15 protein-coding genes and 3 pseudogenes are annotated in these 23,871 nt (G+C 56.3%); 7 read left to right on the top strand and 11 right to left on the bottom strand.

Features of this window, described 5'->3' with window-relative positions:
* Window positions 1-18: 18 nt before the first annotated feature.
* Both AC1DQM_RS18700 and AC1DQM_RS18695 read right to left on the bottom strand, forming a co-directional pair.
* A complete protein-coding gene (locus AC1DQM_RS18700) occupies window positions 19-1,464 on the bottom strand; it encodes an NCS1 family nucleobase:cation symporter-1 (protein WP_138866143.1) in 1,446 nt (481 codons plus the stop codon).
* A gap of 334 nt (window positions 1,465-1,798) precedes the next feature.
* Window positions 1,799-2,635, bottom strand: a complete 837-nt coding sequence (locus tag AC1DQM_RS18695) for a CvfB family protein (protein WP_007942143.1) — start codon at window positions 2,633-2,635, stop codon at window positions 1,799-1,801.
* A gap of 351 nt (window positions 2,636-2,986) precedes the next feature.
* On the opposite strand from AC1DQM_RS18695, the gene AC1DQM_RS18690 reads away from it, so the two are divergent.
* From AC1DQM_RS18690 to AC1DQM_RS18680, 3 genes are all read left to right on the top strand, one after another.
* Window positions 2,987-3,175: a hypothetical protein gene (locus AC1DQM_RS18690; protein WP_017337097.1), complete on the top strand. Its 189-nt coding sequence runs from the start codon at window positions 2,987-2,989 to the stop codon at window positions 3,173-3,175.
* A gap of 209 nt (window positions 3,176-3,384) precedes the next feature.
* Complete coding sequence (locus tag AC1DQM_RS18685) at window positions 3,385-4,101, top strand: TorF family putative porin (RefSeq protein WP_477746654.1); 717 nt, start codon at window positions 3,385-3,387, stop codon at window positions 4,099-4,101.
* A gap of 76 nt (window positions 4,102-4,177) precedes the next feature.
* The gene (locus AC1DQM_RS18680; RefSeq protein ID WP_477746653.1) at window positions 4,178-5,047 is read left to right on the top strand and encodes a DUF6279 family lipoprotein; all 870 of its coding nucleotides are present in this window, start codon (window positions 4,178-4,180) and stop codon (window positions 5,045-5,047) included.
* Window positions 5,048-5,065: 18 nt separating this feature from the next.
* Here the strand turns inward: AC1DQM_RS18680 and AC1DQM_RS18675 are convergent, their stop codons facing one another.
* Complete coding sequence (locus AC1DQM_RS18675; protein ID WP_018929896.1) at window positions 5,066-5,458, bottom strand: hypothetical protein; 393 nt, start codon at window positions 5,456-5,458, stop codon at window positions 5,066-5,068.
* 201 nt (window positions 5,459-5,659) lie between these two features.
* Here AC1DQM_RS18675 and AC1DQM_RS18670 point away from each other — a divergent pair, with 201 nt between their 5' ends.
* Window positions 5,660-6,394, top strand: a complete 735-nt coding sequence (locus tag AC1DQM_RS18670; protein ID WP_477746652.1) for a DUF899 domain-containing protein — start codon at window positions 5,660-5,662, stop codon at window positions 6,392-6,394.
* Window positions 6,395-6,874: 480 nt separating this feature from the next.
* A complete protein-coding gene (locus AC1DQM_RS18665) occupies window positions 6,875-7,147 on the top strand; it encodes a hypothetical protein (RefSeq protein WP_028939944.1) in 273 nt (90 codons plus the stop codon).
* Between the two features lie 64 nt (window positions 7,148-7,211).
* Here AC1DQM_RS18665 and AC1DQM_RS18660 read toward each other — a convergent pair whose 3' ends face one another.
* From AC1DQM_RS18660 to AC1DQM_RS18640, 5 genes and pseudogenes are all read right to left on the bottom strand, one after another.
* Window positions 7,212-7,772, bottom strand: a complete 561-nt coding sequence (locus AC1DQM_RS18660; protein WP_477746651.1) for a hypothetical protein — start codon at window positions 7,770-7,772, stop codon at window positions 7,212-7,214.
* A gap of 247 nt (window positions 7,773-8,019) precedes the next feature.
* A complete protein-coding gene (locus AC1DQM_RS18655; RefSeq protein ID WP_477746650.1) occupies window positions 8,020-8,382 on the bottom strand; it encodes an immunity 8 family protein in 363 nt (120 codons plus the stop codon).
* Between the two features lie 279 nt (window positions 8,383-8,661).
* A pseudogene (locus AC1DQM_RS18650) lies at window positions 8,662-9,327 on the bottom strand (transposase); the annotation flags it as partial.
* A 395-nt stretch (window positions 9,328-9,722) separates the two neighbouring features.
* The gene (locus AC1DQM_RS18645) at window positions 9,723-10,172 is read right to left on the bottom strand and encodes a DUF2247 family protein (RefSeq protein WP_477746649.1); all 450 of its coding nucleotides are present in this window, start codon (window positions 10,170-10,172) and stop codon (window positions 9,723-9,725) included.
* Between the two features lie 9 nt (window positions 10,173-10,181).
* Window positions 10,182-10,409 (bottom strand): hypothetical protein, encoded by a 228-nt coding sequence (locus tag AC1DQM_RS18640; RefSeq protein WP_477746648.1) that lies wholly within the window; start codon window positions 10,407-10,409, stop codon window positions 10,182-10,184.
* 139 nt (window positions 10,410-10,548) lie between these two features.
* On the opposite strand from AC1DQM_RS18640, the pseudogene AC1DQM_RS18635 reads away from it, so the two are divergent.
* Window positions 10,549-10,827 (top strand): annotated as a pseudogene (locus tag AC1DQM_RS18635) (IS4 family transposase); the annotation flags it as partial.
* A 42-nt stretch (window positions 10,828-10,869) separates the two neighbouring features.
* Here AC1DQM_RS18635 and AC1DQM_RS18630 read toward each other — a convergent pair.
* Window positions 10,870-11,454, bottom strand: a complete 585-nt coding sequence (locus AC1DQM_RS18630) for a hypothetical protein (RefSeq protein WP_477746647.1) — start codon at window positions 11,452-11,454, stop codon at window positions 10,870-10,872.
* Between the two features lie 409 nt (window positions 11,455-11,863).
* On the opposite strand from AC1DQM_RS18630, the pseudogene AC1DQM_RS18625 reads away from it, so the two are divergent.
* A pseudogene (locus AC1DQM_RS18625) lies at window positions 11,864-12,145 on the top strand (IS4 family transposase); the annotation flags it as partial.
* 45 nt (window positions 12,146-12,190) lie between these two features.
* Here AC1DQM_RS18625 and AC1DQM_RS18620 read toward each other — a convergent pair.
* Entirely contained in the window at window positions 12,191-12,430 is a 240-nt protein-coding gene (locus tag AC1DQM_RS18620) for a hypothetical protein (RefSeq protein ID WP_028939943.1), read from the bottom strand.
* A 16-nt stretch (window positions 12,431-12,446) separates the two neighbouring features.
* Entirely contained in the window at window positions 12,447-23,837 is an 11,391-nt protein-coding gene (locus tag AC1DQM_RS18615; protein WP_477746682.1) for a two-partner secretion domain-containing protein, read from the bottom strand.
* Window positions 23,838-23,871: the final 34 nt, after the last annotated feature.

Raw genomic sequence — 23,871 nt, 5'->3', positions numbered from 1 at the left:
TTTAAATCGCCACGTACGTCATCCAGCGATGACCAGCGCCGCCGATTGCTGTGCCTGCTCGCGCCTGGCCAGTGCGAAGTACAGGACGCCGCCGAGGAAGCAGCCGGTGAACCAGGCGAAGTTGGCCATCGGCTGCAACACCGGGATGAAAGTGATCGCAACGCCCATCAGGGTGGCAGGAATCAACGCCTTGACCGCCGTCCAGTTGATCCCGCCGCTGTAGTAATAGCGCCCGCTCGGGCCGTCATTGAACAGCGCATCGACGTCGATCTGCTGTTTTTTGATCAGGTAGTAATCCACCAGCAGAATCCCGAACAGCGGGCCAATGAACGCCGCCAGCACATCGAGGGTGTAGTGGATCACTTCGGGGTTGTTGAAGAGGTTCCACGGGGTGATGAAGATCGACGCCATGGCGGCGATCATGCCACCCGCACGCCAACTGATTTTGCTTGGGGCGACGTTGGCGAAGTCGAATGCCGGGGACACGAAGTTGGCGACGATGTTGATGCCGATGGTCGCGGTGACGAAGGCAAAGGCGCCGAGCAGCACCGCCACGCTGTTGTCGATGCGCGCCACGGTGGCGATCGGGTCGTGAAGCATTTCACCGAACACTGGCAAGGTGCCGGAAACGATCACCACGGTCACCAGCGAGAACGCCAGAAAGTTTACCGGCAGCCCCCAGAAATTGCCGCGACGCACGTCATTCATGCTGCGGCAGTAGCGACTGAAATCGCCGAAATTCAGGGTCGGACCGGAAAAATACGACACCACCAATGCCGTTGCCACGATCACCTGGCCAAAGGCTTCCCAGCCAGACAAGGACTTTTCCGCCAGGGTGAAGCTGATGTTGCTCCAGCCGGCCTGCCAGACGATCCAGCCGGCGAGCAGGAACATCACGCCGTACACCACGGGGCCGGCCCAGTCGATGAAGCGGCGGATCGACTCCATGCCGGTCCAGAACACCAGCGCCTGGACGAACCACAGGCTGAGGAAACCGAACCAGCCGAGGTAGGACAAACCGGCAAAGTGCGGTTCGGCGTAGGCCGCCATCGCAGGAAAAAACCGCAGCACAACGATGATGAGTGCACTGGACGCCAGGTACGTCTGAATCCCGTACCAGGCCACCGCAATCAGGCCGCGAATGACCGCAGGAATATTCGCCCCGAACACCCCGAACGCCAGTCGGCAGATCACCGGGTAAGGCACCGCGGCTTGCTGACTCGGCCTGGCCACCAGGTTGGCGATCAACTGCACGATGCAAATCCCGCCGAGCAAGGCAATCAACACCTGCCAACTGGCCAGCCCAAGCGCAAACAAGCTGGCGGCGAACACATAGCCGCCGACGCTGTGCACGTCGCTCATCCAGAAGGCAAAGATGTTGTACCAATTCCATGTCTGCGGCAGTGGCCCCAGATCCTGGTTATACAGGCGCGGGCTGTAGCCATTGGGCAATCGTTCGGTCATCGCGGGGCTCCTCGAAAGTACAGGCGCGGCCCCCGGGATTGATGCAGCAACCACACTGCGTACGGGATCCGGCATGGTTTGTATACGAGTTGCTACGCAGAATGCGTGCCATACGATCAAAATGTGTGACAAACCTGGCTTTAAACCCTGTTCAGAGCAAAGCTTCCAAGACGTGTAGGGGGTTATAACGCCCACGAACAGGGCGTCCGCGCCTACAAACGGTGCAGGGTGTTATGTATACAAAGAGATGGGTGACTGCTGCGCAGAAGGCTACCGTAGGCTGGATCCTTTTTTGATCACAACCTGCGGTAGCGCCTACCGGGGCCGGTGCAGGTCAGCTGAGTTCGATACGATCAGCGTGAATGACGATCTGGCCGTTCTTGTACAACGCACCGATGGCCTTTTTGAAGTTGCCCTTGCTGACGCCGAACATACTGCTGATCAGTGTCGGGTCGCTCTTGTCGCTGACTGGCAGGGTGCCGTTGTTGTCGCGCAACTTGGCGAGAATCTTCGAGTTCAGACTGGTGGCAGCGGCTTCGCCCACCGGCTGCAGGCTCAAGCTGATCTTGCCGTCGGCACGGACTTCTTTGATAAAGCCCTTCTCTTCTTTACCGGCGCGCATGAACTTGAAGATTTCGTTCTTGTGGATCAAGCCCCAGTGCTTGTTGTTGATGATTGCCTTGAAGCCCATATCGGTCGCTTCGGCTACCAGCAAATCAACTTCCTGGCCCGGGGTGTAGTTGGCCGGGGTCTTGTCCAGATAACGGTCCAGACGTGCCGTCGCGGTGATGCGCCGGGTGTGTTTGTCGAGGTAGACGTGCACCACGACATACTCGCCGGCAGTCATCTGGCGCTTTTCTTCGGAATACGGCAGCAGCAGATCCTTCGGCAACCCCCAATCCAGGAACACGCCGATGCTGTTGACTTCAACGACTTTCAAACTGGCGAATTCACCGACCTGAACTTTCGGCTTTTCGGTGGTGGCGATAAGTTTGTCATCGCTATCCAGATAAATAAAAACGTTGAGCCAATCTTCATCTTCGCTGGGAATATCTTTGGGAATATAACGATTAGGCAGAAGGATTTCGCCGTCCGCGCCACCGTCCAGATATAAACCGAAGTTAGTGTGTTTAACCACTTGCAAACTGTTGTAACGCCCGACTAAAGCCATGTCCAATACCCTCATTGCGTGGGCGGCATTCTACCCGGTTTTGCGGGCTACGTTCGGCGGGCCGGCTCGGTGGCGCGAGAAAATCCGCGCAAGGCGCTAATTTCCCTGGGTTTGGCGGGCGTGTTTGGCCGCTCGTCAGGCCGTTCGGGTGGTCTGGACGGTGGCCAGCCCATCCGAAAAGCACTATTTTTCCACTGAGGTTTTTAGTTAAAACAGCAGCTTAGGGGACTATTCCAAATAATAACTTGCGATTATTCGCGCACCTGCCGTGTCTATTTCGGGAGGATATTTACCAAGCAATTGTCAAGTATTTCCTGTACGATGCCTGGCCAAGTTAATTTCTACAGGTTAATGGCCGCCATGCGTGTAAAAGCATCCAACAGCAAAGCAAAGCCAGCTCCAGCCGTTGAAACCAGCGAATCGATCAACAATCAGATCGCTGCGTTCCTCAAGTCCGGTGGCGAGATCCAGCAAATTGCCAAAGGCGTCAGCGGCCAGACGTTCGGCCCGTCCAAGCAGATCACGCTGGGCAAAAAGTAATTCCCCCGCTTTAACTGGTCCCTAAGCGCTTTGAGCTTCGAAGCGCTTGGACTGGAACCCTCCAGCAACACCCCATAAAACAAATCAATATTTCAACAATCGACGAACGGCCCTCGATGCCGAACATTCGCCGGTATGCTTGCACGTGTCTGGATCAAGCGTTTCAGCAGGTTTTCACCACCTGCTCCTCGCAGCTCATGGAGTGACGCATGCTCAAGCCCCCTTTTCTCCTGCTCGCCAGCCTGTTGTGGTGTTCCGTCGCCCATGCGCAAGTCTTCCAGCGCGAATTGGGCGATTTCGATCTCAAGCTCGCCACCACCCCCAGCCGCAGCATGGCCCAAGGGCTGGTCAAACCCTCGACGACCGGCTCGTTCCACGGTGGCCTCGACCTGAGCCACGACAGCGGCTTCTACGTGGGCCAATGGTCCCCCAGCATGGGGCTTAGTCCTTCGAGCAACCTTGAAGTCGACTCCTACATGGGCTTTAAACAGCCCTTCGATCACTCCCTCGGCTACGAAGTGGGCATGATTCGTTACAGTTACCCCAAAGCGGATACCCTCGACAGCCAGGAGCTTTTCGGCGGCCTGACCCTACTGGATAGCCGTTTCGGCGCTGCCTTCAGCAACGACCCGGACAAACAGAACAGCACCCTGTTCGCCGACCTCAGTGGCAATCAGCCGTTCGGCATCGGGGTCAGCCTGAAATACACCACTCACCAGCTCAATACGCCGGTATCCGTTGACGGTGGATATGTAGGCAGTTTTACCGACTGGTCGGTGAAATTGTCCCGGCCGTTCATGGGTATCGACCTGGACTTGATCTACAGTGACTCAAGCCTGAGCGGCAGCGATTGCTCCGCCTATTCCGGCCACAATAGCGAGTGTGACGGCCTGGTCACCCTCAAGGCCGCACGCGCCTTCTATTAATCGGCTGAACTGCCGGGCTCGTCCTGCGTTCACATTAAAGAACCCAATAAAAACCAGGTCTTCGCAAGGGCTTGCCATGTCGCATTGGTTGAAACAGATCACCGTCATCCTCACGCTCAGCCTCACCATCGCCGCCTGCACCCGCGTGGGCCTGGCTTACCGCAACCTCGACGTGATCATTCCCTGGACGCTCAGCGACTACCTGGACATGAACCGCCAGCAAAAAGACTGGTTGAACGAGCGGCTCAAGGAACACCTGCGCTGGCACTGCACCACGCAACTACCCGGCTACCTCGACTGGCTGAATCGTTTACAGACCATGATCGAGACCAACCAGATCACCGACGCCGAGCTGCAAGCCCGTACCCAGGAAGCCAAACAAGCCATCGCCGAAACCGCCCGGGAAATTACCCCATCGGCCATCGAACTGTTGCAAGGGCTGGATGACAAGCAAGTCGCGGAAATGAACGACGCTTTCGCCAGGGACCTGCGCAAACGCCAGGAGGAATACCTCAAGCCACCTCTAGAGCAACAGATCAAAGAGCGAAGCAAGCGCATGGAAAAACGCCTGAATGCCTGGCTCGGACCACTCAGCCCAACCCAACAGCAACGGGTGATGGCTTGGTCGAGCGCCCTGGGGGATCAGAACAAAGAATGGATTGCCAACCGCGTCCATTGGCAACAGCAATTCAGCGCGGCGGTCGCGCAACGTCAGAGTCCGCAATTCCCACAGCAAATCGAGACACTTCTGGTTGATCGCGAGAGTTTATGGACCCCCGCTTACCGTGTGGCCTATGCCAACACCGAAGCCCAGGCTCGGGCGTTGCTGGTGGACTTGATGGCCGAGAGCACGCCGTTTCAACGTCAACGGTTGCTGCAAAAGATTGAAGACATGCGCAAGGATTTCACTGATTTGAAGTGTCTGAAAGCGGCGCAGCGAGGATAGGTTCTAAAGCTGCAAGCTTCATGCAATCTGAGCCTTCGACGCCACTTCATCAAACGTCAATTCATCCAGCGCATCTTCCTGCTCATCCAGCACCTGGCGCGGATGCTCATTTCCCGGGATGCTGCTGTCGATCAGGCTCAACAAACTCGAGCCCCGGGGTGTCAAAATGTAATTCTCGCCATTGCCACCCTGATCCTCCGGCCGAGGCTCGATATACCCCCGCAACAGCAGTATTTTTTCGTACTCACCGGCCATCGTTTTCAGGCGATCCAGATTCTCGAACGGCTCGCCCGCGGAGGCTTTCGCCGCCGCATACTGCTCGGCATAAGGCCGTGGAGTGAAACTGCGGCCAGCACTGTTCTGCACTTCGTGCAGTAAATGCTCGATCAAATCCCAGTTATAAGTCGTCATCCTGATCAACCTCCAGTGCCCACGAGTGAAATGGCCTTCATAGGTTGTGACCGATAGGGAGTGCAGCCGTTCAGCCGAGTTCTTTCCCCCAACCGACCGGCGGCCTGTCGATTTGAGCGCAGGCCAAACGACTAGGCTGTGTAAGACGGTTTACCCCTCTGCGCGGATCGACTTTCGCCACAGCAAGCAGGAGAAATCAGCATGAACATACAGAATCATCCGGTCGTGTCCCGGGAAGAATGGCTCGCCGCCCGCAAACAACACTTGGCCCACGAAAAAGCCTTCACCAAAGAACGAGACAAACTCAGCGCCGAACGCCGCGCCCTGCCCTGGGTAAAAATCGACAAACCCTACCGCTTTCAGGGCACCAACGGCGAACTGAGCCTGACCGACCTGTTCGGCGGCCGCAGCCAGTTGATCGTCTACCACTTCATGTTCGCCGCTGGCTGGGACGAAGGCTGCCCAGGCTGCTCGTTCCTCTCCGACCACATCGACGGCGCCAACCAACACCTGGCCCACCACGACGTCGCCGTGGTCGCGGTTTCCCACGCACCGTTCGCCGAATTCCAAGCGTTCAAACAGCGCATGGGCTGGAAATTCGATTGGGTGTCGTCGGAAGGCTGCGACTTCAACTATGACTTTGGTGTCTGCGCCCGGGCCGAAGACGTCGCCGCCGGGAAAGCGACTTACAACTACGAAAAAACTGACGGTGTTGAGGAAGAACTCCCAGGGCTCAGCGTGTTTTATCGCAATGAAGCGGGGGAGATTTTCCATACCTATTCAACGTATGCCCGCGGTCTGGATTTGCTGGTCGGCGCCTACAACTATCTGGACCTCACGCCTAAGGGGCGTAATGAAGAGGAGATCATGGATTGGGTGAGGCATCACGATCGGTATGAAGACAAGGTGTCAGCTAGTTGCTGCCATGGGGGGTAGACTGCTTGGTCCGGCAGTTAACACCACAAATCCCCTGTGGGAGCGGGCTTGCCCGCGATGATTGACTAACATTCAACATGGATGTCGACTGATGCACCGCTATCGCGAGCAAGCTCACTCCCACAAGGTTATGCAGTGTTCTGTAGGCCGCGTCCAGTTGCCCAACTGCCGCCAGGCAAACGCCCTACAACAACCTCGGAAACAGTCGTCTTGCACCGCTGGAACGATGAAGCTTATAGTCCGCCCGTCGCCCAAATGGCGATTCAGGTTTGGCGACCTGATTATAGAGAATGCGAAGGCTATCAGCTTAATTGCAGGCGCCAACGCACCCGCAAAGCCGCTATTTATGGCGGCTGTGCGCGGGAGATCTTCGGATCTGCCGGTTTCTCTGTACCGGTTCGCCAACCTGCGTACAGCTGCCACCCTCTCGTTTGGCGACGACTGAGTGACGGCATTAGCCCATCAAACAGAGATCTTCAAATGAATCGATACATGCCCCTCACCGGAATCGACCTGATCCCGGCCTCCCTGCTCATCGACACCCAAGCCCCACTCGACGTCCTGCACGCCATGGCCGACTACCGCATTCGCACCGTCACCCAGGTGCTGGAAAACATCGCCTTTCGCGCCGAGATTGGTTGCGATACGGTGGTGCTGTCCGACTTTTCAAAACTGCTGGCCATACCGTTGCGGGATGGTTGTGATTTGATGGATGTGATTGGCAGGCGATTGCGGGCGCAGGCTGCGGAGTAAATGTAAAACGGGCGACCTATGGGTCGCCCGTTTTACATAATGAGAACAAACAAATGAGCGTCCTTTACGCAGAAGGCATGCTCGTCACGGGAATGCGCTCCTGAGCCTTAGTTATATCGTAAACATGCTGCTCACAGCGGCTATCAACAAACTGAAACTCCACCAAATAGACCTTGCTCCTTTCTGGTGTGAAAGTGGTTTTTAGCGGACCGCAGCTATAGATACTCCCAACACCCGCGCCATTCGAATAACCCGACACCTGGAATGGCTGATCGGCATCCGCCTGCACTTCCAACTTCGGGAAGCGTTTAAGCGTGGCGCTGTTGGCCGCTTCGTTGAGTTTGGCGATCCAGCCGAAGACCTTTCCCTGACCTGAATCCACCACAGTTCCAAGCACCTCCATACGCTTGTCAGGATCCGTTGCGCGAAGGATCGAGAACTCTACCGGGGTAGTGCTACCTGATGCTTTCATGATGATCTTGGCGTGTTGCGCATCGACAGCCACCTTGTTCTGGTGCAGCTGAATACCGTCCTTCAACAGGCTGGGGGAAGAGTCCCGGACGTTGGAATGGCAGCCCGGTAATGCCAGAATCAGGGTGAGTGCTAGTAGTGTGGTTCTTTTCACGTCTGAATGTCCTTTAAAGCGTATGTTCGGCTGATGAGAAAACATTTGTCAAAGCGGCGTATCATAAATTCTGAATTCTCCGTATGCAGACCTTTAAGGTCCAATCGCATATAGAGTAAGAACAAGGCACCGCCCCATTTTTTGCCATTCTCAGGATAAACGTGGTCTGTCCCCGTTTTTCTTGGTCGGCATACATGCTCCTTTTCAACATGTTATGCCCGAACACAAAATTTATGACAGTCCTCTTTTATGCTCCCTCTTCGTACCCTTCGAACTCCCAAAAACCTAATCTTGATACTTTTTTTGAAACCTCACTCCAATCTTTTCCCGAACAACCCTGCAAAAACCTCTCAATAGCTTTAACAATTCTCTGGTAATTGTATTCACGGACAATCAGGTAATGCAGCCCAATAACCACCTCATCTACCCTATGTCTTTTCTCGATCCACTTCGGAGTACAAACCTCTATATCAAATGACTCTTCACCCTCCTCCCCTGCGGGCCCAATCATGGCTTGAAGGAGAAAACCGAATTCATCCTGAAGATCCGGCTGATAATCTTCCAGATTATAAACATCAGGGCTATGCAGCCGCTTTAGCTTTGCTTCCATAGTTTAATCCGTAATATCCAGATGACCATTTGACTGCCATTTCTTTGTCTCTTGCCCAGGATACCTTTGCTCGAAGTTAGCTTGGATCCCCTGCTGATTTGGCTTATAGGTTGGTGGCCTATACTGCCTTAAGCCATCCTGACTAACTAGAGTTTTCCCGTCACTAGCAATTTTATATCCAGCACCAAGAGAAATCGGGGACAGACCACGTTAAGAGAAATCGGGGACAGAAATCGGGGACAGACCACGTTTAAAAATGTGGTCTGTCCCGAATGGCACTTACTTAACCTTCTTCGGGTGCCCATTCCTCCGTACCTCAGCCCTTGCCGATCGACGTGTTTGCATCAGCATGGGGTAAGGCTTGGGTCTTCGTTTTAAAGCGCGGGGTTCTATCCGGCCAGGCCGGTTTCCGACACGTTTGCAGGCAATCAACTCGAGTAGGCTCAACAACTCATCGCCGTATTCGCCACCCCCGTACTGCCTCAACGCAAGGCACAGCTGAAGACTATGCTTGAAGCTCAGTTCTCGTGGTAAACAATCCACTAACAGAGCGGATTGGGCCATGATCATCCGAATCAGATTGTGCGCCAGCAGATAAATCCATAGCTCTTTGATGGCCATGCCAGGTGTCTTGCAGCTCAGCGTTTCAAGTCCCAGCGTTGTCTTGAGATTGCGTAGATCCAGCTCAACATGCCATCGGTCCTTATACAGCGATTTGAGCGCTGCTTTCGGGACTTGCTGCGGGCAACTCAAGGTCGTCACCAGGATTTTTCCGCCGGTTTTCAGTTCACGTATCGTCAGTGTCTCTGGTGCGTCGTCGTAATAGGTCTGGCTCATCCAGGAAGGCCGCTGCCTGGGCTTTTTCAATTCAACCAAATGATCTTCCGGCCCCAATGATTTCCCCAGTTGAAAATCAGTACTACGTCGTCGTGCGCCATATTGCTCGGGAGGGAAAACGGGCGGAAAACGGGACAGACCACGTTTTCCATCTAAAAAATCGAATGCTTTTTCGGTCTGCCCGGGCATCCCCGCCGAGCTCGTCGCCCAATCATAGCTTCAATTTCGGCTGCAAATCGCGAATCACCAAGTACATAGTTGCCATTGGTGGCAGCCCGAATCTGGTCAACCAATCCTATCTCCAACTCGCTTGATAGACTTCAGCAGTCGATACATCTGTGTCCCCAAGCGATGGGTACTGAGAAGGAAAAACGGGGACAGACCACGATTAAATTGAAAGAGCATTATCCAGCCCTCGATAAATGTGGCCTGCCCCGTTTATTCTAAACATATTAAGTAAGTGCCATTCAAATCCGCCCCCTTTTTTTTACAACCTCTGCAAACTAATCAATAAAAAATTCCGCCTTCAACTTCCCTACGACTTCACGCATAACGACAAGCGGACAAGCACTACCTTGAGAATAAATGCTACATAAAGCCATATCTTCTGGATAACCAAAATCCGCATAGACCTCCTGAAGTCTATCAATCTTGCGCTCATCACTATCGCCTGACAAATCAATACACAGTAAAAAAGCCAAACGCCACTTATCCATATCAGCGACATCATCTGATATTTTTATTTGTTTTGAGACAACCCCAAGCAACTCATCATCACTTAGATACCTCCCTCCTGCGAGAACAGCAACATCCTCACTCTCACTACCGTTCAGAAGCTGACTGGAAGCATATTCAATAATACCTTCTCGCCCTACCCAACCTTTACCAAACCCTAACAAAATGGTTGACCACTCCATCAAACCTAAACTGATCAAGCACTTTAATGGACTCATTTTCCCCTCCTACTTCTTCGGAATTTGGTTAGGAAATCCAGTGACTTTTCCACCCGGAATAAAACGTCGATGAGTGACATCTCCTTCATCAACAATCCATTCGAAAACCCCTTCAACACCATTATTACTACCTTTGTGAAAACGGGTAATGAACACGGTGACAGACCACGTTTTCCATCTAAAAAAATCTAATGCTTTTCGGTCTGCCCGGGCATCCCCGCCGAGCTCGTCGCCCAATCATAGCTTCAATTTCGGCTGCAAATCGCGAACCACCAAGCGGAAAACGGGGACAGAACACGATTAAATTGAAGGAGCAGTATCCCTCCCTCGATAAACGTGGTCTGTCCCCGTTTATTACTTTGGCGTCGGCGTGACTCGCCACCGGAGTCGCTGTCCGCGCCGAATCGAAGTGCTTTTACTGATCTCGGCTTTGGCCAATTACATCATTTGTATAACGGGGTTGCAGGACCGTGAAGCAGGTCATGAACATCGCTTTCAAAGCAATAGCCTGAAACGCCGGCGGGTGTTGTCGCTATGGCGACTGGGCTTGGAATACTGGCGCTGCGGACGCGGCTCGAACTCTCGAAAAACCTTGGAGAGACTTGAGCACGCATTGCGAGCCGAGGTACATCAACAGGCGCAGGCGCTGGAGTAGATTTGTGGGGGATCTCTCAGGGTCTGTCCCCGTTTATCATCTTTACAAAAACCGAAGTTTCCAATAATCATTACCTGCCTTTACCCAGTATCGTTCATTATCAGGAATCAGAAAGCTGAAATCCGCACACTCGGCGGTCCAATCTGAATAGGCAAGGTCTTCATGAGCGCGCCCATAATCCAGATGCATATATATTTTTCTATCAAAATTTATATAAAACTTCGGAAAACGTGAAGAAATGACATTTGCATGCTTAAAGTCAGCCATACTTAACACCTCACCCGTTAAATAGTACGCCTCAACCTTCTTAAATATATCGCCATCAACCCCAATAAAGTTCTCAAGCTCAAACGAAGACAGGATTTTTTCATTTGAACTCTGTAAATACTGCGGAAAATTATCCGCAGTCATTCTCAGAATACCCCCTCTAAATTCTTTACAAGCAAGATCATACTGCTCTTGGGTAATATCTCCACCCTCGAGGTAGGCACGATAATCTTTCTCCGCATCAAGACAAAAATTGTATTTTTCATCAACAACCCAAAAGCATCTCCCCAAATGAACAAAAAAGCAGACACTTTTTTCGCCATTCCAGAGATCATCAAAAACCGATTGATTCAATGTCATTTCCCGAACTCCTTGAGAAATTCATCTTGGGTATAAACGCGCGCGTTACTCGAGTTTTTTTCGAGCAGCGATTCCCAAACCTTAGGTAACTCCAACGAGTAACCTGGCTGACCCGGATCTACTCTTTTGGGTGCGTCAGGATCTCTTGCAGGATAAACGTGGTCTGTCCCCGTTTCTCCCTTGGAGTAATGCGCTGACACAACACATCAATGTTTTCAGACGACGAGAATGGACAGTGGGAAGTGCTTGAGCGAGCGCGCTGTGTAAGAATCGGATGGCCTGCATGGGTTCGGATCTTGTTTTTGTGTGGTGCAATACAAGCTGCCGCCCCATGCAGGTCTCTACAATTCCCAACTTCTTGATTTCTCGTAGGAAAAAGCGGGGATTTCTCAGGGTCTGTCCCCGTTTTTCTCAATCGGCTCTATTAGCTGACTGCTTACCTCGCGAACTGAGCTTCAAACACAGCCTTCAGCTATGGCTGGCGCTGCGACAATATGGCGGCTCTGACGAAGAGGATGGCCTGTCAAATTTATTGACGCTGATCGCTCAAAGGCGCGTTGGAAACCAACCCGGTCGTATCGAGCCGCGAGCCATAAAACGAAGACCTCAAGCCTACCCCTTGCTGACCAAATCACGTCGGTCAGCAAGGGTGGATGTCAGGAAAAATGGGCACGCTAAACATGTTAGGTAAGTGCCATTCAAATCCGCCCCCATTTCTTACCTTTAAGTCGCTTTATTATTCCCTATTGAAAATCTCATACACCCATTTGGCCAACACTTCCGGTGACGTCGTTTCTTTTCTTAGACATTCTTCACCGCGATCTTTCGCAACAATGGACAGCTTCCCAGCTTCAGAAATCTCAATATAGGGAGCACCAAACTCATCCACTTCAGTTCCTAAAGGAAATTTCTCATATGGATTTCCCTGCTCACGCGCATATTTGAAAAAATAATCGGCTAACTGCTCAAGATCCATTGTTGCTACCCTCAGGTTATTTTATCGGTCTGATGAAACCTTCCTTCACCAACTCATCAATGCTCATAGGTAATTGATACTGAGTCCCCATGCCAGGCTTTCCAAACCAAGGAGCCGCGCTTCCAGAGTTTACCTCTGGGATAGGCTTTAAGACCTCATACTGCCTATAGGGTGATTTCAGACTTGAGTCAGGCAAGGCGCGCTGATCAAACGGCACGTCTATCGGGGCCACAAATTTACCCTGATCAGTAAAGTTACCTTTCTCATCAAAACGGCCACCATACCTGTCAAACGTATGGCCCGGCTGAAGCGCAGTAATCGTCGGAGGCCCATTGAACCCTCCGTCAAAACCATTATTTGCTTTTGTTGGCCAATCGGGACTTCCGTCAGGTTTCACCCACCGAGGATCAACACCCAACTTATCAGCAGTGGCAACCTGCGCAGGTGTCGGGTTGGCTACTGGCTCCCGTACCCCGCCTTTTACACCACCAGTGCCATTCCCGGAAGCATCCGTCCCACCTTTCGTCCCCGATCCGCCTTCTTTGGTCGGGCCCTTACCACCACCCACCCCCACAGGCTTGACGATCGGATTCCACCCGGCCACGAATGTCGCAACATTCTCGACGGCAGCAACAGCGGCCTCGTGGCTGAAGCCAAACTTTTGAACAAGGGTATCGGCAATCGCATCGACCGAATGCCCGGCGGTAACTCCCGCGAGCATGTTCTGGAAGCCGTTGTTCTCCGTGATCAACCGATCAAAGATCTTGACGGCTTCAGGCGATGCCGAAGCGGCCATGTCTTTGAGACTTTGGGTTTGCTTCTCAGCCTCGGCGACACGCTTGGAGATGGAAGCACAGTTGGCAGGATTCGCTGCACATTGCGCGACCGCATCAATATCCTGCTGGCGGCTCAGTTCGTGATAGTCGGCATACGCCTTGTTTATACATGCGGAGTCACTCCCGCAGCCCTTCAACTCGTTTGCCGCCCTCTCCAGATCCGAGTGAGACAGGTAGTTGTATTGGGTGGCCGTGGCAGCGATGTTCGCCGCAATGTTTGGATCAGTGCCTGAAACGACTGCCGTGAGTACCGCCAGCAACTGCGACATCGCCAACAAGTTGGCTTTGGCCTGATCGGCACCCGGCATGTTCGGGTCATAGTTGTCCGGAAGGATCAAATCCGCCAGGTACTGCACCATCGCTTCGTTGGCGCCGCCGGCCAACGCGCCCGTCTTGAAGTCGCCCCCCATGGCCATCGACTTCAAACCACCGACCAGCGCATGCGCCGCGATCTTTGTCGGGCTGCCGTCGACTAGATTCAGGTTGCCGACTTTATTGGCCGCAATGGCACCACCAATATTAACGATGGCACCCAGCAGGTTGTCGACAAAGTTGTCGCTCAGACTGCCGCCCTGGAGGACGGTTTGGGCCACGGTGTCTGCACTGGCCTTGAGAACGACTTGGCCAAGACTGTCCAAGTCGAACCCAATTTTGCTTGGGTCATAACCCAGGCTGGTGCTGCTGCCAATTCCACCCAACACCCCGGAGAGCACGTAACCTTTGAGGCTTTCGCTGCTGAAGGTGTCTTTTAAGACTGCCCCCAAGTTGCCCTTGTTACTGATGGCGCTGTTGGCTGCCGTAGTTTCCACCGCGATCAATACCGCGTTGGCAAAGCCTGCTGAAAAGGTACCCGCTGTGGCACCTATCAACCCGGCTCCTGCCCCGCCCGTGACCGCTGCCAACAAGATTGCCAAGGCCAGTTGTGCGGCGACGCCGAGTCCCGAACTTGAGTATTTGAAGCTCTTGTGGATTTCTTCCACACGGTGCCAATCAACATCGCCTCGCTGTTCGGCCTCTTTCAACCAGGCCAACTTAGGATCGGCCGCCACCATGGAATCGATGGTCTGGCTGACGCTCTTCTGATCGATTTGCTTGATATCGATTTTGAGACCATTCACCGCCTTGATCACCAACGCGCCGTTGGCCACCAACTCACTTTGACGCAAGGTTTCATCCGTGTTGCCTTTGCCCTTCATCGAGTTCCAGGCAGCGTTGCTGTCGCTCTTGGTGTGGCTCTCGTCATGCAGGTCCTTGACCGCTTCAAACGTGATGGAGCCACCACTGTCCAGCGTGATGTCCTTGCCACTCTCCAACTTCGCCACCTGATAGCGCTGATCCCCGCCGCTGGTCAGCGTCAAGTTGCCGCCTGTGGTGATTTCACTGCCGATGTATTTCACATCGGTAACTTCATCGCGTTTGGTTTTCTTCGCGCCGAAGGAGCCCTTTTTCTTCATGTCATACAGCGAGTAGTCGCTGTCTTTCGCCGCAAGAATATCGAGGTTGTCACCCGCCACCAGGTAAGCCTCATCGCCTGCGGTAATGCGGCTGGAGATAACCGCGAGATCCTTACCGGCATCCAACTTCACATTGCCGCCCGCCGTGACACCCGACATGACCTGGCTGACGTGGTCTTCCTGGACTGTGAGTTTTTTGCTCTTGGACAGGGAGTGCTCTTCATCCGCTGCCGAGCTGATGGTCAGGTTGTCGGTCGCCGTCATGGCGATGTTGCGCTTGGCATCGATCTGGCTGGCGATGACGTTGATATCACGCTTGGCATCCGCCGACAGGTCACGTCCGGCGCTGATGCTGGCGCCCAGTTGAGTGATGTCGCTGCTGTTGTGATTGCTATCCTTGAACACACTGTTGGTGACCTGCGTCGAGACCACATTGAGGTCTCGACCTGCATTCAGGCTCATGTCCCGACCACTTTGCATGACACCACCGACAATGTTGATGTCTTGCCCCGCCTTCACGGTGAGGTCGTTGGCGGCCTCGATGCGCGCGGCGCTGTCGGCGAAGTCAGTCCGCTCGTCGCGATAACCGCTGCCACTTTCATGAGTGGTGACGGTGCGTTCGTTGATCACGTCGCCCCGGGTGGTGGTCAACGTGACGTCACGGCCGGCGATGATGCCGCCGGCCTTGTTGACTATGTTGTTGCCGGCTTTCAGGTCGAGGCGATTGCCGGCTTCCACCAGGCCGCTGTTGACCAGATCGTTGGTGGCGGTGGCCGACAGGTTGTTGGAGGCGCGCAAGGTGCCGGCGTTGTTCAGGTCTTTGCCGGCGATCAGGGTCACGTCGCTGCCCTGGATCAGGGCACCGTTGGCGGCCAGGCGATTGTTGGCGTTGGCCAGGTACAACACCGGCACCAGCACTTGCTCGCCGTTCACCTCGGCATTTTCCATCCACACAATGTCGTGGGTCAGGGCCGCGACTTGTTCGGAGGTCAGGCTGACGCCCAGCGACAGGTTGAGTTCTGTTTTGCTGGCGACGGCGTTGTTCATCAAGTATTTGAACAAGCCTTCGTCGCTGGTCTGGCCATCGATAAAGCGCTGACCGGTACGCGCCACTACTGCTTGCTGGATCAGGCGTTGTTCATAAAGGCCATCGCCCAGGCGCTTGGCACTTTGGTCGGGGTCGTAGCCGAGGTTCGACAACAGGTAGTCCGAGCTCATGAATTGCTTGAGGTCGGTGAGTACCGGGTTGGTTTCGATCAGGTATTTCTGGGGTTTGGACTGGCCGCTGCTGGCCGGCAACCCTTGGACGCGATTGATGGTAAAGGCCGTGGAACGACCAGGCAGTGTCGAGCCGGTTGAATTGGCAGCCGGTGCGCTGACGTCGATCGCGCTGGCACCGACGCCCACGTTCGACGCCACATAATCAACAGGCTTCAGGTCAACGCTGCTGGCGGAGGCCTGAGTGTTGCTGACCGGTAGAATGTTCCGTGGCTGGACGCTTTGCAGCGGTTGCTGACGCTGGGTCGTGCTGACGCTGCCGCCGCCCATGGTCCAGCTTTGCGGACCGCTGGCCACTGGAGTGCTGCTGTCTTGGCCGCTCAGGCGGAACAGGCCGTTTTGCCCGGTGGGCAGAGCGAAGCCGGGCAAGGCCAGCGGGTTGACTTGCTGTTGGGCCAGGTTGGGCGGCAATTGTTGATTGAGGGTGATGCGCGTGGAGAACTGGCTGCCCGCAGCACCGGTGCCCGTGCGCGGACCACTGCCCACATAGGTGTAGCCAGGGCGTACGACACTGTTATCGATATTGTTCTGGGCGTTGATGTTGACCGCGCCAGCAGCCTGGATCACGGCGGCGTAACTTTGGTCGCTGGACGAGATTTTCGTGGTGCTGCCTAAGTTCGGATACTCCACTTCGGTCATGCCGATAAAGTTGGCTATTCCGGCCTCAAGACCGCCCAGGTCGTTGGGGGTGTAGCCCGCGCTTTCGAACCAGTACTTGTCGGTGAAATTACTGGCCGCGTTGTACCATCCGCCTGCGTTGCGAGTTCGTTCGGAGCGAAATACCCGGGTGGTCTCGGTTTCGCCGGTCTCGATGCCGCTGTTGGTCAGGTTGACCAGCGAGGCGCTCAGATTGCCGCCGGTGGCGATGGTGCTGCTCTGGTTCAGCAGGTCACCACCGGTCAGGGTAAGGTCCCCGCCCGCCGTGATGCTGGACGCGGCACTGGCATCAGTGACTTCAAATTTGTCGCGCTGCACGATCTCCCAAACATGGTTTTGCTTGCCGCTGCAGTCGCCCGCGTTCACCCCTTCGATACAGGTGATTTCGCCGATTCGGGCGGTGTAGATACCCTGGTTATTGGTGGTCAGCACCGCGCGGATGTTCTGAATCGTGCTCGCCGCCAGGCTCATGCTGCCGTCGCTTTGAATCGACGCCGAACTGTTGACGATGCTGGCGGCCTGGGCGCCTTGACCGTTACGGTCGATCGTCAGGTTGCCCAGGCTGTAGATGTTGGCGTAGCTGTTGTTCAGCGCATTGACCCGCAGGCCCATGTTGCCGCCACTGAAGATCAGCCCGTTACTGTTGACCAGCGAACCGGTGGTGACGGTCAGTTGTTGAGCGCTGGCCAGCGTCCCGAAGTTGTTGATCCCGCCGGCGTTAACCGTCAGGTTGGCGCCCGAAGTGAGGCGACCGGCGTTATCCAGTTGACCACTGACATTGAGCGTGGTGTTGCCACCGCCAGCGATGCTGGAGGTGACGCTATTGAGGCTCACTTGCGCGGCATTCAGGCCAAGGGCCCCTTGGCTGCTAAGACGACCAGCCCCCCAGTAAGCACCACTCAGCCCCACGTTCATGCTGCCGTCACTGGCAATCAATCCTTCGTTGAACCAGTTGACACCGGTACCGACGAGGCTATCCGAGGCCAGCAACTGACCACTCGCCGTCTGGGTGAAACTATTGACGTTAACGGTCAGGCGCCCAGCCTGGATGACGTTGCTGTTGGTCCAGCTGTCGGCGTTGAGGGTCAGGCCGCCGCGAGTAACGATGGTGCCGCCGGCGCCGGTGACGTTGGCGGTGGAAATGTCGAAAGTACCGTTGCCCACGTGCAGCAGACTGCCGCCACCGTTGAGGAAACTGCCCACTGCCATGGTCAGGTCAGTGTTGGCGCTTTCCAGGGTGCCGTTACGGTTGTCGAACAGGCCACCGATCTGGAAGCTGGTTTTGCCTTTGTCGCCGAGGGCGCGCAGTTGACCGGTCTGGTTGTCGAGGCTGGCAGCCTTGATCGACAGGGTGCTGTCGCTCTCGATGATGCCCAGTCGGTTGTTCAGGGCACCGCTGAGGGTGAGGTCGATCTGTTGACCGGCAATCTGGCCGTCATTGTCGCCGCTGTTGTCAAAGTTGTTGCCGGTGACGCTGACCTTGCCTTTGGCATAGAGGCCGCCATTGCGGTTGTCGAAGTTACCGGTGGCAATGATCGCGTCGCCGCTTTGCGCAGCGATACGCCCGCCGTAGTTGTCGATACCGGCCAGCGCAGTCAGGTTCAGCCGCTGGGCCTGGGTGACGCCGCTGCGGCGGTTGTTGTTCAGGTCATAGCCGTTTTTCAACACACCCGTCAGGTTGGCCGTGAACGCAGCTTGCAGGCTGGCGAGCACGCCGCCGCGGTTATCGAGATTGCCGGCCTTGATCGACAGGTCACCGTCCTTGGCGACAATGCGGCCGCTCTGGTTGTCGATATCGCCGCCGATGGTGAGGTTCAAAGCCCCCTGGCTTTGCAGAGTGCCCTTGGCGTTGACGAGGCTGGCGGCCTGGATTTGCAGGTCGCCATTCTGGCTGTAGATCTGGCCGTCGGCGCTGTTCTGTAGCGTGCCGCCCGTGGTGATGGTCAGTAGATCATTGGCCGCGATGGTGCCGAGATTGCGGTTGTCCAGGCCACCGGTGAGCAGCGTCATCAAGCCTTGGCTGGCGATTTGACCGCCCTGGTTATTGATTTGCGTGGCGCGTTGCACCAGCAGTGGGCCGGCGCTGGCCAGTTTGCCGTTGGTGTTGGTCAGGGCGCCGAGCAGGTCGAGGGTCACGGCACCGTTGCCGATCAGATTGCCGCCGGTGTTATCCAGTGTGGTGCCGGTGAAACTGAGGTCCTGTTTTGCGTTGACGGTGCCGCCGGCATTACCCAGGGTCATCGCCTGCATCGCCAGGGTTGCGCCGCTGTCGATCAAGCCGCCCTGAGCATTGTTCAGCAGGCCGCTGAGGGTCAGGGTCTGATTGCCGCCGCTGGAGAGAATGCCGCCGTTGCTGTTGTCCAGGCTCGACGCGTTGACGCTCAGGGTTTTCCGGCTGACCAGTGCACCTTCGCCGCTGTTGAGAATGGCACCACTTACGGTGACGGCCACATCGCTGTCATGACTCGACAGCGTGCCTTTGTTGCGGTTGTCCAGGCTGTTGCTGGTGAGGCTCAGGCCTTGCCAGCCGGAGATCAGACCGCCCTGGTTGAGTACCGTGTCGGCGTTGACCGTCAGCAGGTTATTGCTGATCAATTTGCCGTTGTTGTTAGCCAGTGCGCGGGCCGTCAGATCGAGGCTCTGGCTGCTGGAGATTTCGCCGTTCCGATTGTTCAGGTCACGCAGGTGCTTGAGACTCAGCAAACCCGTGGTGGTGATCAGGCCGGCACCGTTGTTCAGGTCGCCGGTAGCCGCCCCGAAGTCGATGGCAATGGCGCTGCCCAGCAAAGAACCGTTCTGGTTATTCAGACCGCTGCTGTTGATTGTCAGCTCCGTGGTGGCGTTGATCAGCCCCTGGTTCTGGTTCGTCAGCAGCCCGTCGAGGCTCAGGTCGAGGTTGGCGCGGCTGGTCAGCGTGCCGCCGCTGTTGTCCAGGCTGGCGGCTTTGACGTCGAGTGCTGCGGCGGCGATCAGGCCTTTGAGGTTGGTCAGTGCCTGATCGATGCGCAGGGTCAGGGGCTGATTGCTCAGCAGTTTGCCGTTGCTGTTGTCCAGGCTGCGAGCAGCGATGGTGAAAGCCTCGGCGCTGGAGATTTCGCCGCCGTTGTTATTAACGTCGGTGAGGTTTTTGAGCATCAACAACGGCGCGCTGATCAGACCATTCTGGTTGTTCAGCTGACCCTGGTTCAGATCCAGTGTCAGAGACGTGTTGCTGAACAGTTGCCCGCCTTGCTGATCCAGGCCGGTGACGCTGGCAGTCAGGGCACCAACGCTGGCGATACGACCGCCATCCTGGTTGGTCAGTTGGGTGGTGGTCAGGTCCAGACTGGCGCCGCTGTTCAAGCGACCGGCGTGGCTGTTATCCAGTGCGCCGGTGTTGACGATCACCGCCCCCTTGCCACTGATGCTGCCGTTATTGCGGTTGTCGAGGCTGGCACTGTTGAGTGTGATGCCAGCATCCGTGACGATCTCGCCGCCCTGGTTGAGAATGGCGCCGGTGGTGGTCAACGTCAGCGGCCCTGCCGCGGAAACACTGCCCAGGGTGTTGGTCAGGCTGGCGGCCGTGACCCCGAGTGAGCCTTCAGCGCTGAGCAGACCCTGGCTGTTGTTCAGGTCCCCCGTGAGATTGAGCGTCAGGTTTTTCTGACTTAACAGCGAGCCGCCACTGTTGTCGAGATCGCGTCCGGTCAATGTCAGGTCGGCCTTGCCCGAGAGCAGGCCTTTGGCGCGGTTGATGATGTTTTCGACTGTCAGGGACAGTGCACCTTCAGCGAATACCTGGCCGCCATCGCTGTTGTCCAGACGGTTACCGATCAGGGTCACGTTCGACTTGCTCGACAACTCGCCACCACGGTTGTCGACCGATCCGACGTTCAGTTGCAGCGCATTGGTCGCGCCGACTAGTCCGCTGTTGCGATTGTCGAGGCTGGTACCGGTCAGTGTCAGGCCACCGGTGGCAATCAGTTGCCCACCCTGGTTGTTCAAAGTCGCAACGTTGGCCGTGACATCGGTTTTACCGGCGATCTGGCCACGGGTGTTGTCCAGGCTATCGGCGCTGAGGTTCACGTCACCGTCAGCGATGAACGTGCCGTCCTGATTGACGATCTGACCGTCCACCGTCATCCCGAGGGTGCCATGACTGCTGATCAAGCCGCCGGTGTTGTCCAGGCGCGCGCTGTGCACCTCCAGGGTCTGTGCGGAAATCAGGCCCTTGATGCTGGCGAGCAGTTGATCGATGTGCAGCGTCAGCCCCTGATTACTGATCAGCTTGCCGTTACCGTTATCCAGGTTCCGGGCGGCCAGTGTGAAGGCCTGGGCGCTGGAGATTTCACCGTTGCGGTTGTTGACGTCCGTGAGGTTTTTCAACATCAGCAACGGTGCATTGATCAACCCGTTCTGGTTGTTCAGTTGGCCGTGATTCAAGTCCAGGCTCAGGGCGGTTTTGCTGAACAGCTGACCGCCCTGTTGATCGAAACCGGTGACACTGGCGGTCAGGGCCTTATCGCTGGCGATTCGGCTGGCAACGCCATTACTGACCTGGGTCGCGGTCAGGTCGAGCGTATCGCCGCTGATCAATTGACCGCCCTGAGTGTTGTCGAACGTACCTGTGGTGACAGCGGTCGCGTTCTTGCCACTGAGCAGGCCGTTCTGGCTGTTGTTCAGGCTTTGACTGTTGAGGGTCAGGCCGCTGTCGGTGGTGATCGACCCGCCCTGATTGTTCAACACTCCCGTCGTCGTTAGCGCCAACGCACCGGCGCTCGACACGCTGCCGCGGGTATTGTCGAGGCTGACCGCGTTAACTGTCAGGGTGCCTTCGCTGCTGATCAGGCCTTCGATGTTGCTTAGCGCGTTGTCGAGGCGGATATCCAGCCCAAGCTGAGTGACCAGGCTGCCACCGCTGTTGTCCAGATTCTGCCCCGTCACTGTCGTGGCGCCCTTGCCGAACAACAGCCCCTTGTTCTGGTTGATGATCTGCGCCACTTTCAGGCCCAGCTCGGTGCCAGCCAGAATCTTGCCGTTGTCACTGTTGTTCAGGCTTTGGCCTTCGATGGCCACATCAACGGCACTGGAGATTTCGCCGCCGCGGTTGTCCACCTCATCGACATTGAGTTTCAGCGCTTTTGTCGCGCCTACCAGCCCGCCACTGCGGTTATCGAGCCCCTTGCCATTGAGGGTCAACATTCCTTGAGCGACAAGCTCACCGCCCTGGTTGGTGAACTGTGCAACCTTGGCCGTCAGATCGGTTTTGCTGGAGATACGGCCGCCGCTGTTGTCGACGCTGGCCGACTCCAGTTGCACCGCCCCCGCTGCACTGAGCAAACCGTCGCGGTTATCCAGATGAGTGCCGTTGAAGTTGATGGCCGCCTGGCTGTTGAGCAGACCTTGCTGGCGGTTATCGAGTTGTCCGACGGTCAGTTGCAGGTCTTTGCCAGCGCGTACTTTGCCGGTGCGGTTATCCAGTGAATCGCTGCGCAGGGTCAGGCGATCCTTGCCGGTCAGGCTGCCATTGCGATTGTCGAGGCTGCCGGTTTGCAGGTCGACCACGCCTTTGGCACTCAGGTCGCCATTTTGGTTATCGAACAAGCCATTGATGCGTGCGGTGAAGCTGCCGTCGCTAACCAGGCTGCCGCCATGACTGTTATCCAGGCTGGCGGCGCTGATGCTCACGCTTTGGCCGGAGCCCAGCACACCGTTCTGGTTATTCAGGGCGCCGATCAAGCCAATGTTCAGGGCTACGTCGCCCGTGACCTGGCCGTCACTGTTGTCCAGTGTTGTGGCGGTGACGGTGGTGGTGCCGGCGCTGGAAACTTCACCATTGTGGTTGTTCAGGTGGCCGAGATTGGCCGTGAGGTTGCCGTTGCTGGTAATGACGCCCTGGGTGTTGAGAACCTGCGTGGCTTTCAGCTCCAGAGTGCCGCTGCCCAATACTCGGCCCTTGTTCTGGTTATCCAGCGTAGTAGCAGTGATGCTGGTTTTTTTCTGCCCGCTTAAAGTGCCGCCCTGGTTATTCAACGTCTGCGCGGTATTGACCGTCAGGTTGCGGCTAGCCACCACGCTCTTGCCGGTGTTGGTGAAATTCTGCGCATTCAGATTCACATCGCCGCTGGCATTGCGGCTGGTGTCGGCGTTGACCCCGGCTTCGATGATGCCGTTGTTGGTCAGCACACCGCCGGCCGTCAGCGCGATGCTGTCCCGGGCCGCGAGGGTTTGCTGGTTGGTCAGGTTGCCCTGGGTTTGCACGTTCAGCGCCGTACCGGCATAAACCGGACCGCGCGCATCAAGGCTGGCCGCTTTGACGTTCACGGCGCCCGTGGCCGACGTTTGCGCGAGACTGAGATGACCGTTGGCGTCGAGCTGGATATCACCACCGCTGGCGGCCAGGTTGCCGTCGAGTTTCACCCCGACCCCGGCTTCGGTGCCGACCAGTTTGATCGCCCCGGCGTACATGCCGCCCAACGCAGAGGAGTCGATCGCCAGTTGTGGTTTGGCGCTGCCGTCATCGGCGCGAGCAGTGGCGTTGAGGCTGTCGGCGTTGACGTCGTTGCGACCGGCAACGATGGTCAGGTTTTTCGCCTGGATCTCGGCGTTGATCTTCGCGCTGCGGGTGATGATTTCAAACTGGTCGACGTTGTTGGCGTTCAGCCCGGCGCCGTCGATGGTGACGCTGCCCTGATCGACCTGGAAGCGATCGAGGCGACCGCTACCGTCGAGCACCGGCTTGCCGGTGGTCAACGTCACGCGCGGGGTGTTGATGAAGCCGCAGCCGTTGCAGCTGATGCCGTATGGGTTGGCGACGATGACCCGTGCCGACTGCCCCGCCACTTCGGTGTAGCCGCGCAACTGGCTGGGACTGCCGCCGACCACTTCGTTGAGGATGGTTTGCGCCGCGATCCCGTTGGTCAGGTTCGGGTTGCCGACAATGATCCCGCCCAGTTGCGTCGCGCCGGTCTGCGCGGCGACGTTGTTGAGGATCACCCCCTGGCTGCCGACGTTGTAATCGTGGAACTGGTTATGCGACAGGCCCGTGCCGTTGGGCGTGGCGATCTGGATGATCGGCACGCCGTTGCCCGCCTGGCCGAGGCTGGTGCCGGGCGTGGCCACCACGATCCCGTCGGCCTGAGCCCACATCGGTTGCCAGAACATGACGTTGGCCAACAGGAACGCCAACCCGCGCTTGGGCATGCCCCAGAAGTGCTCGCGATTTTTGACCGCAGCC

The sequence above is a fragment of the Pseudomonas sp. 01L34 genome (genome assembly GCF_056400265.1).
Note: the sequence above shows the minus strand (reverse complement) of the source record. Positions and strands in the feature narration are given on the sequence as shown.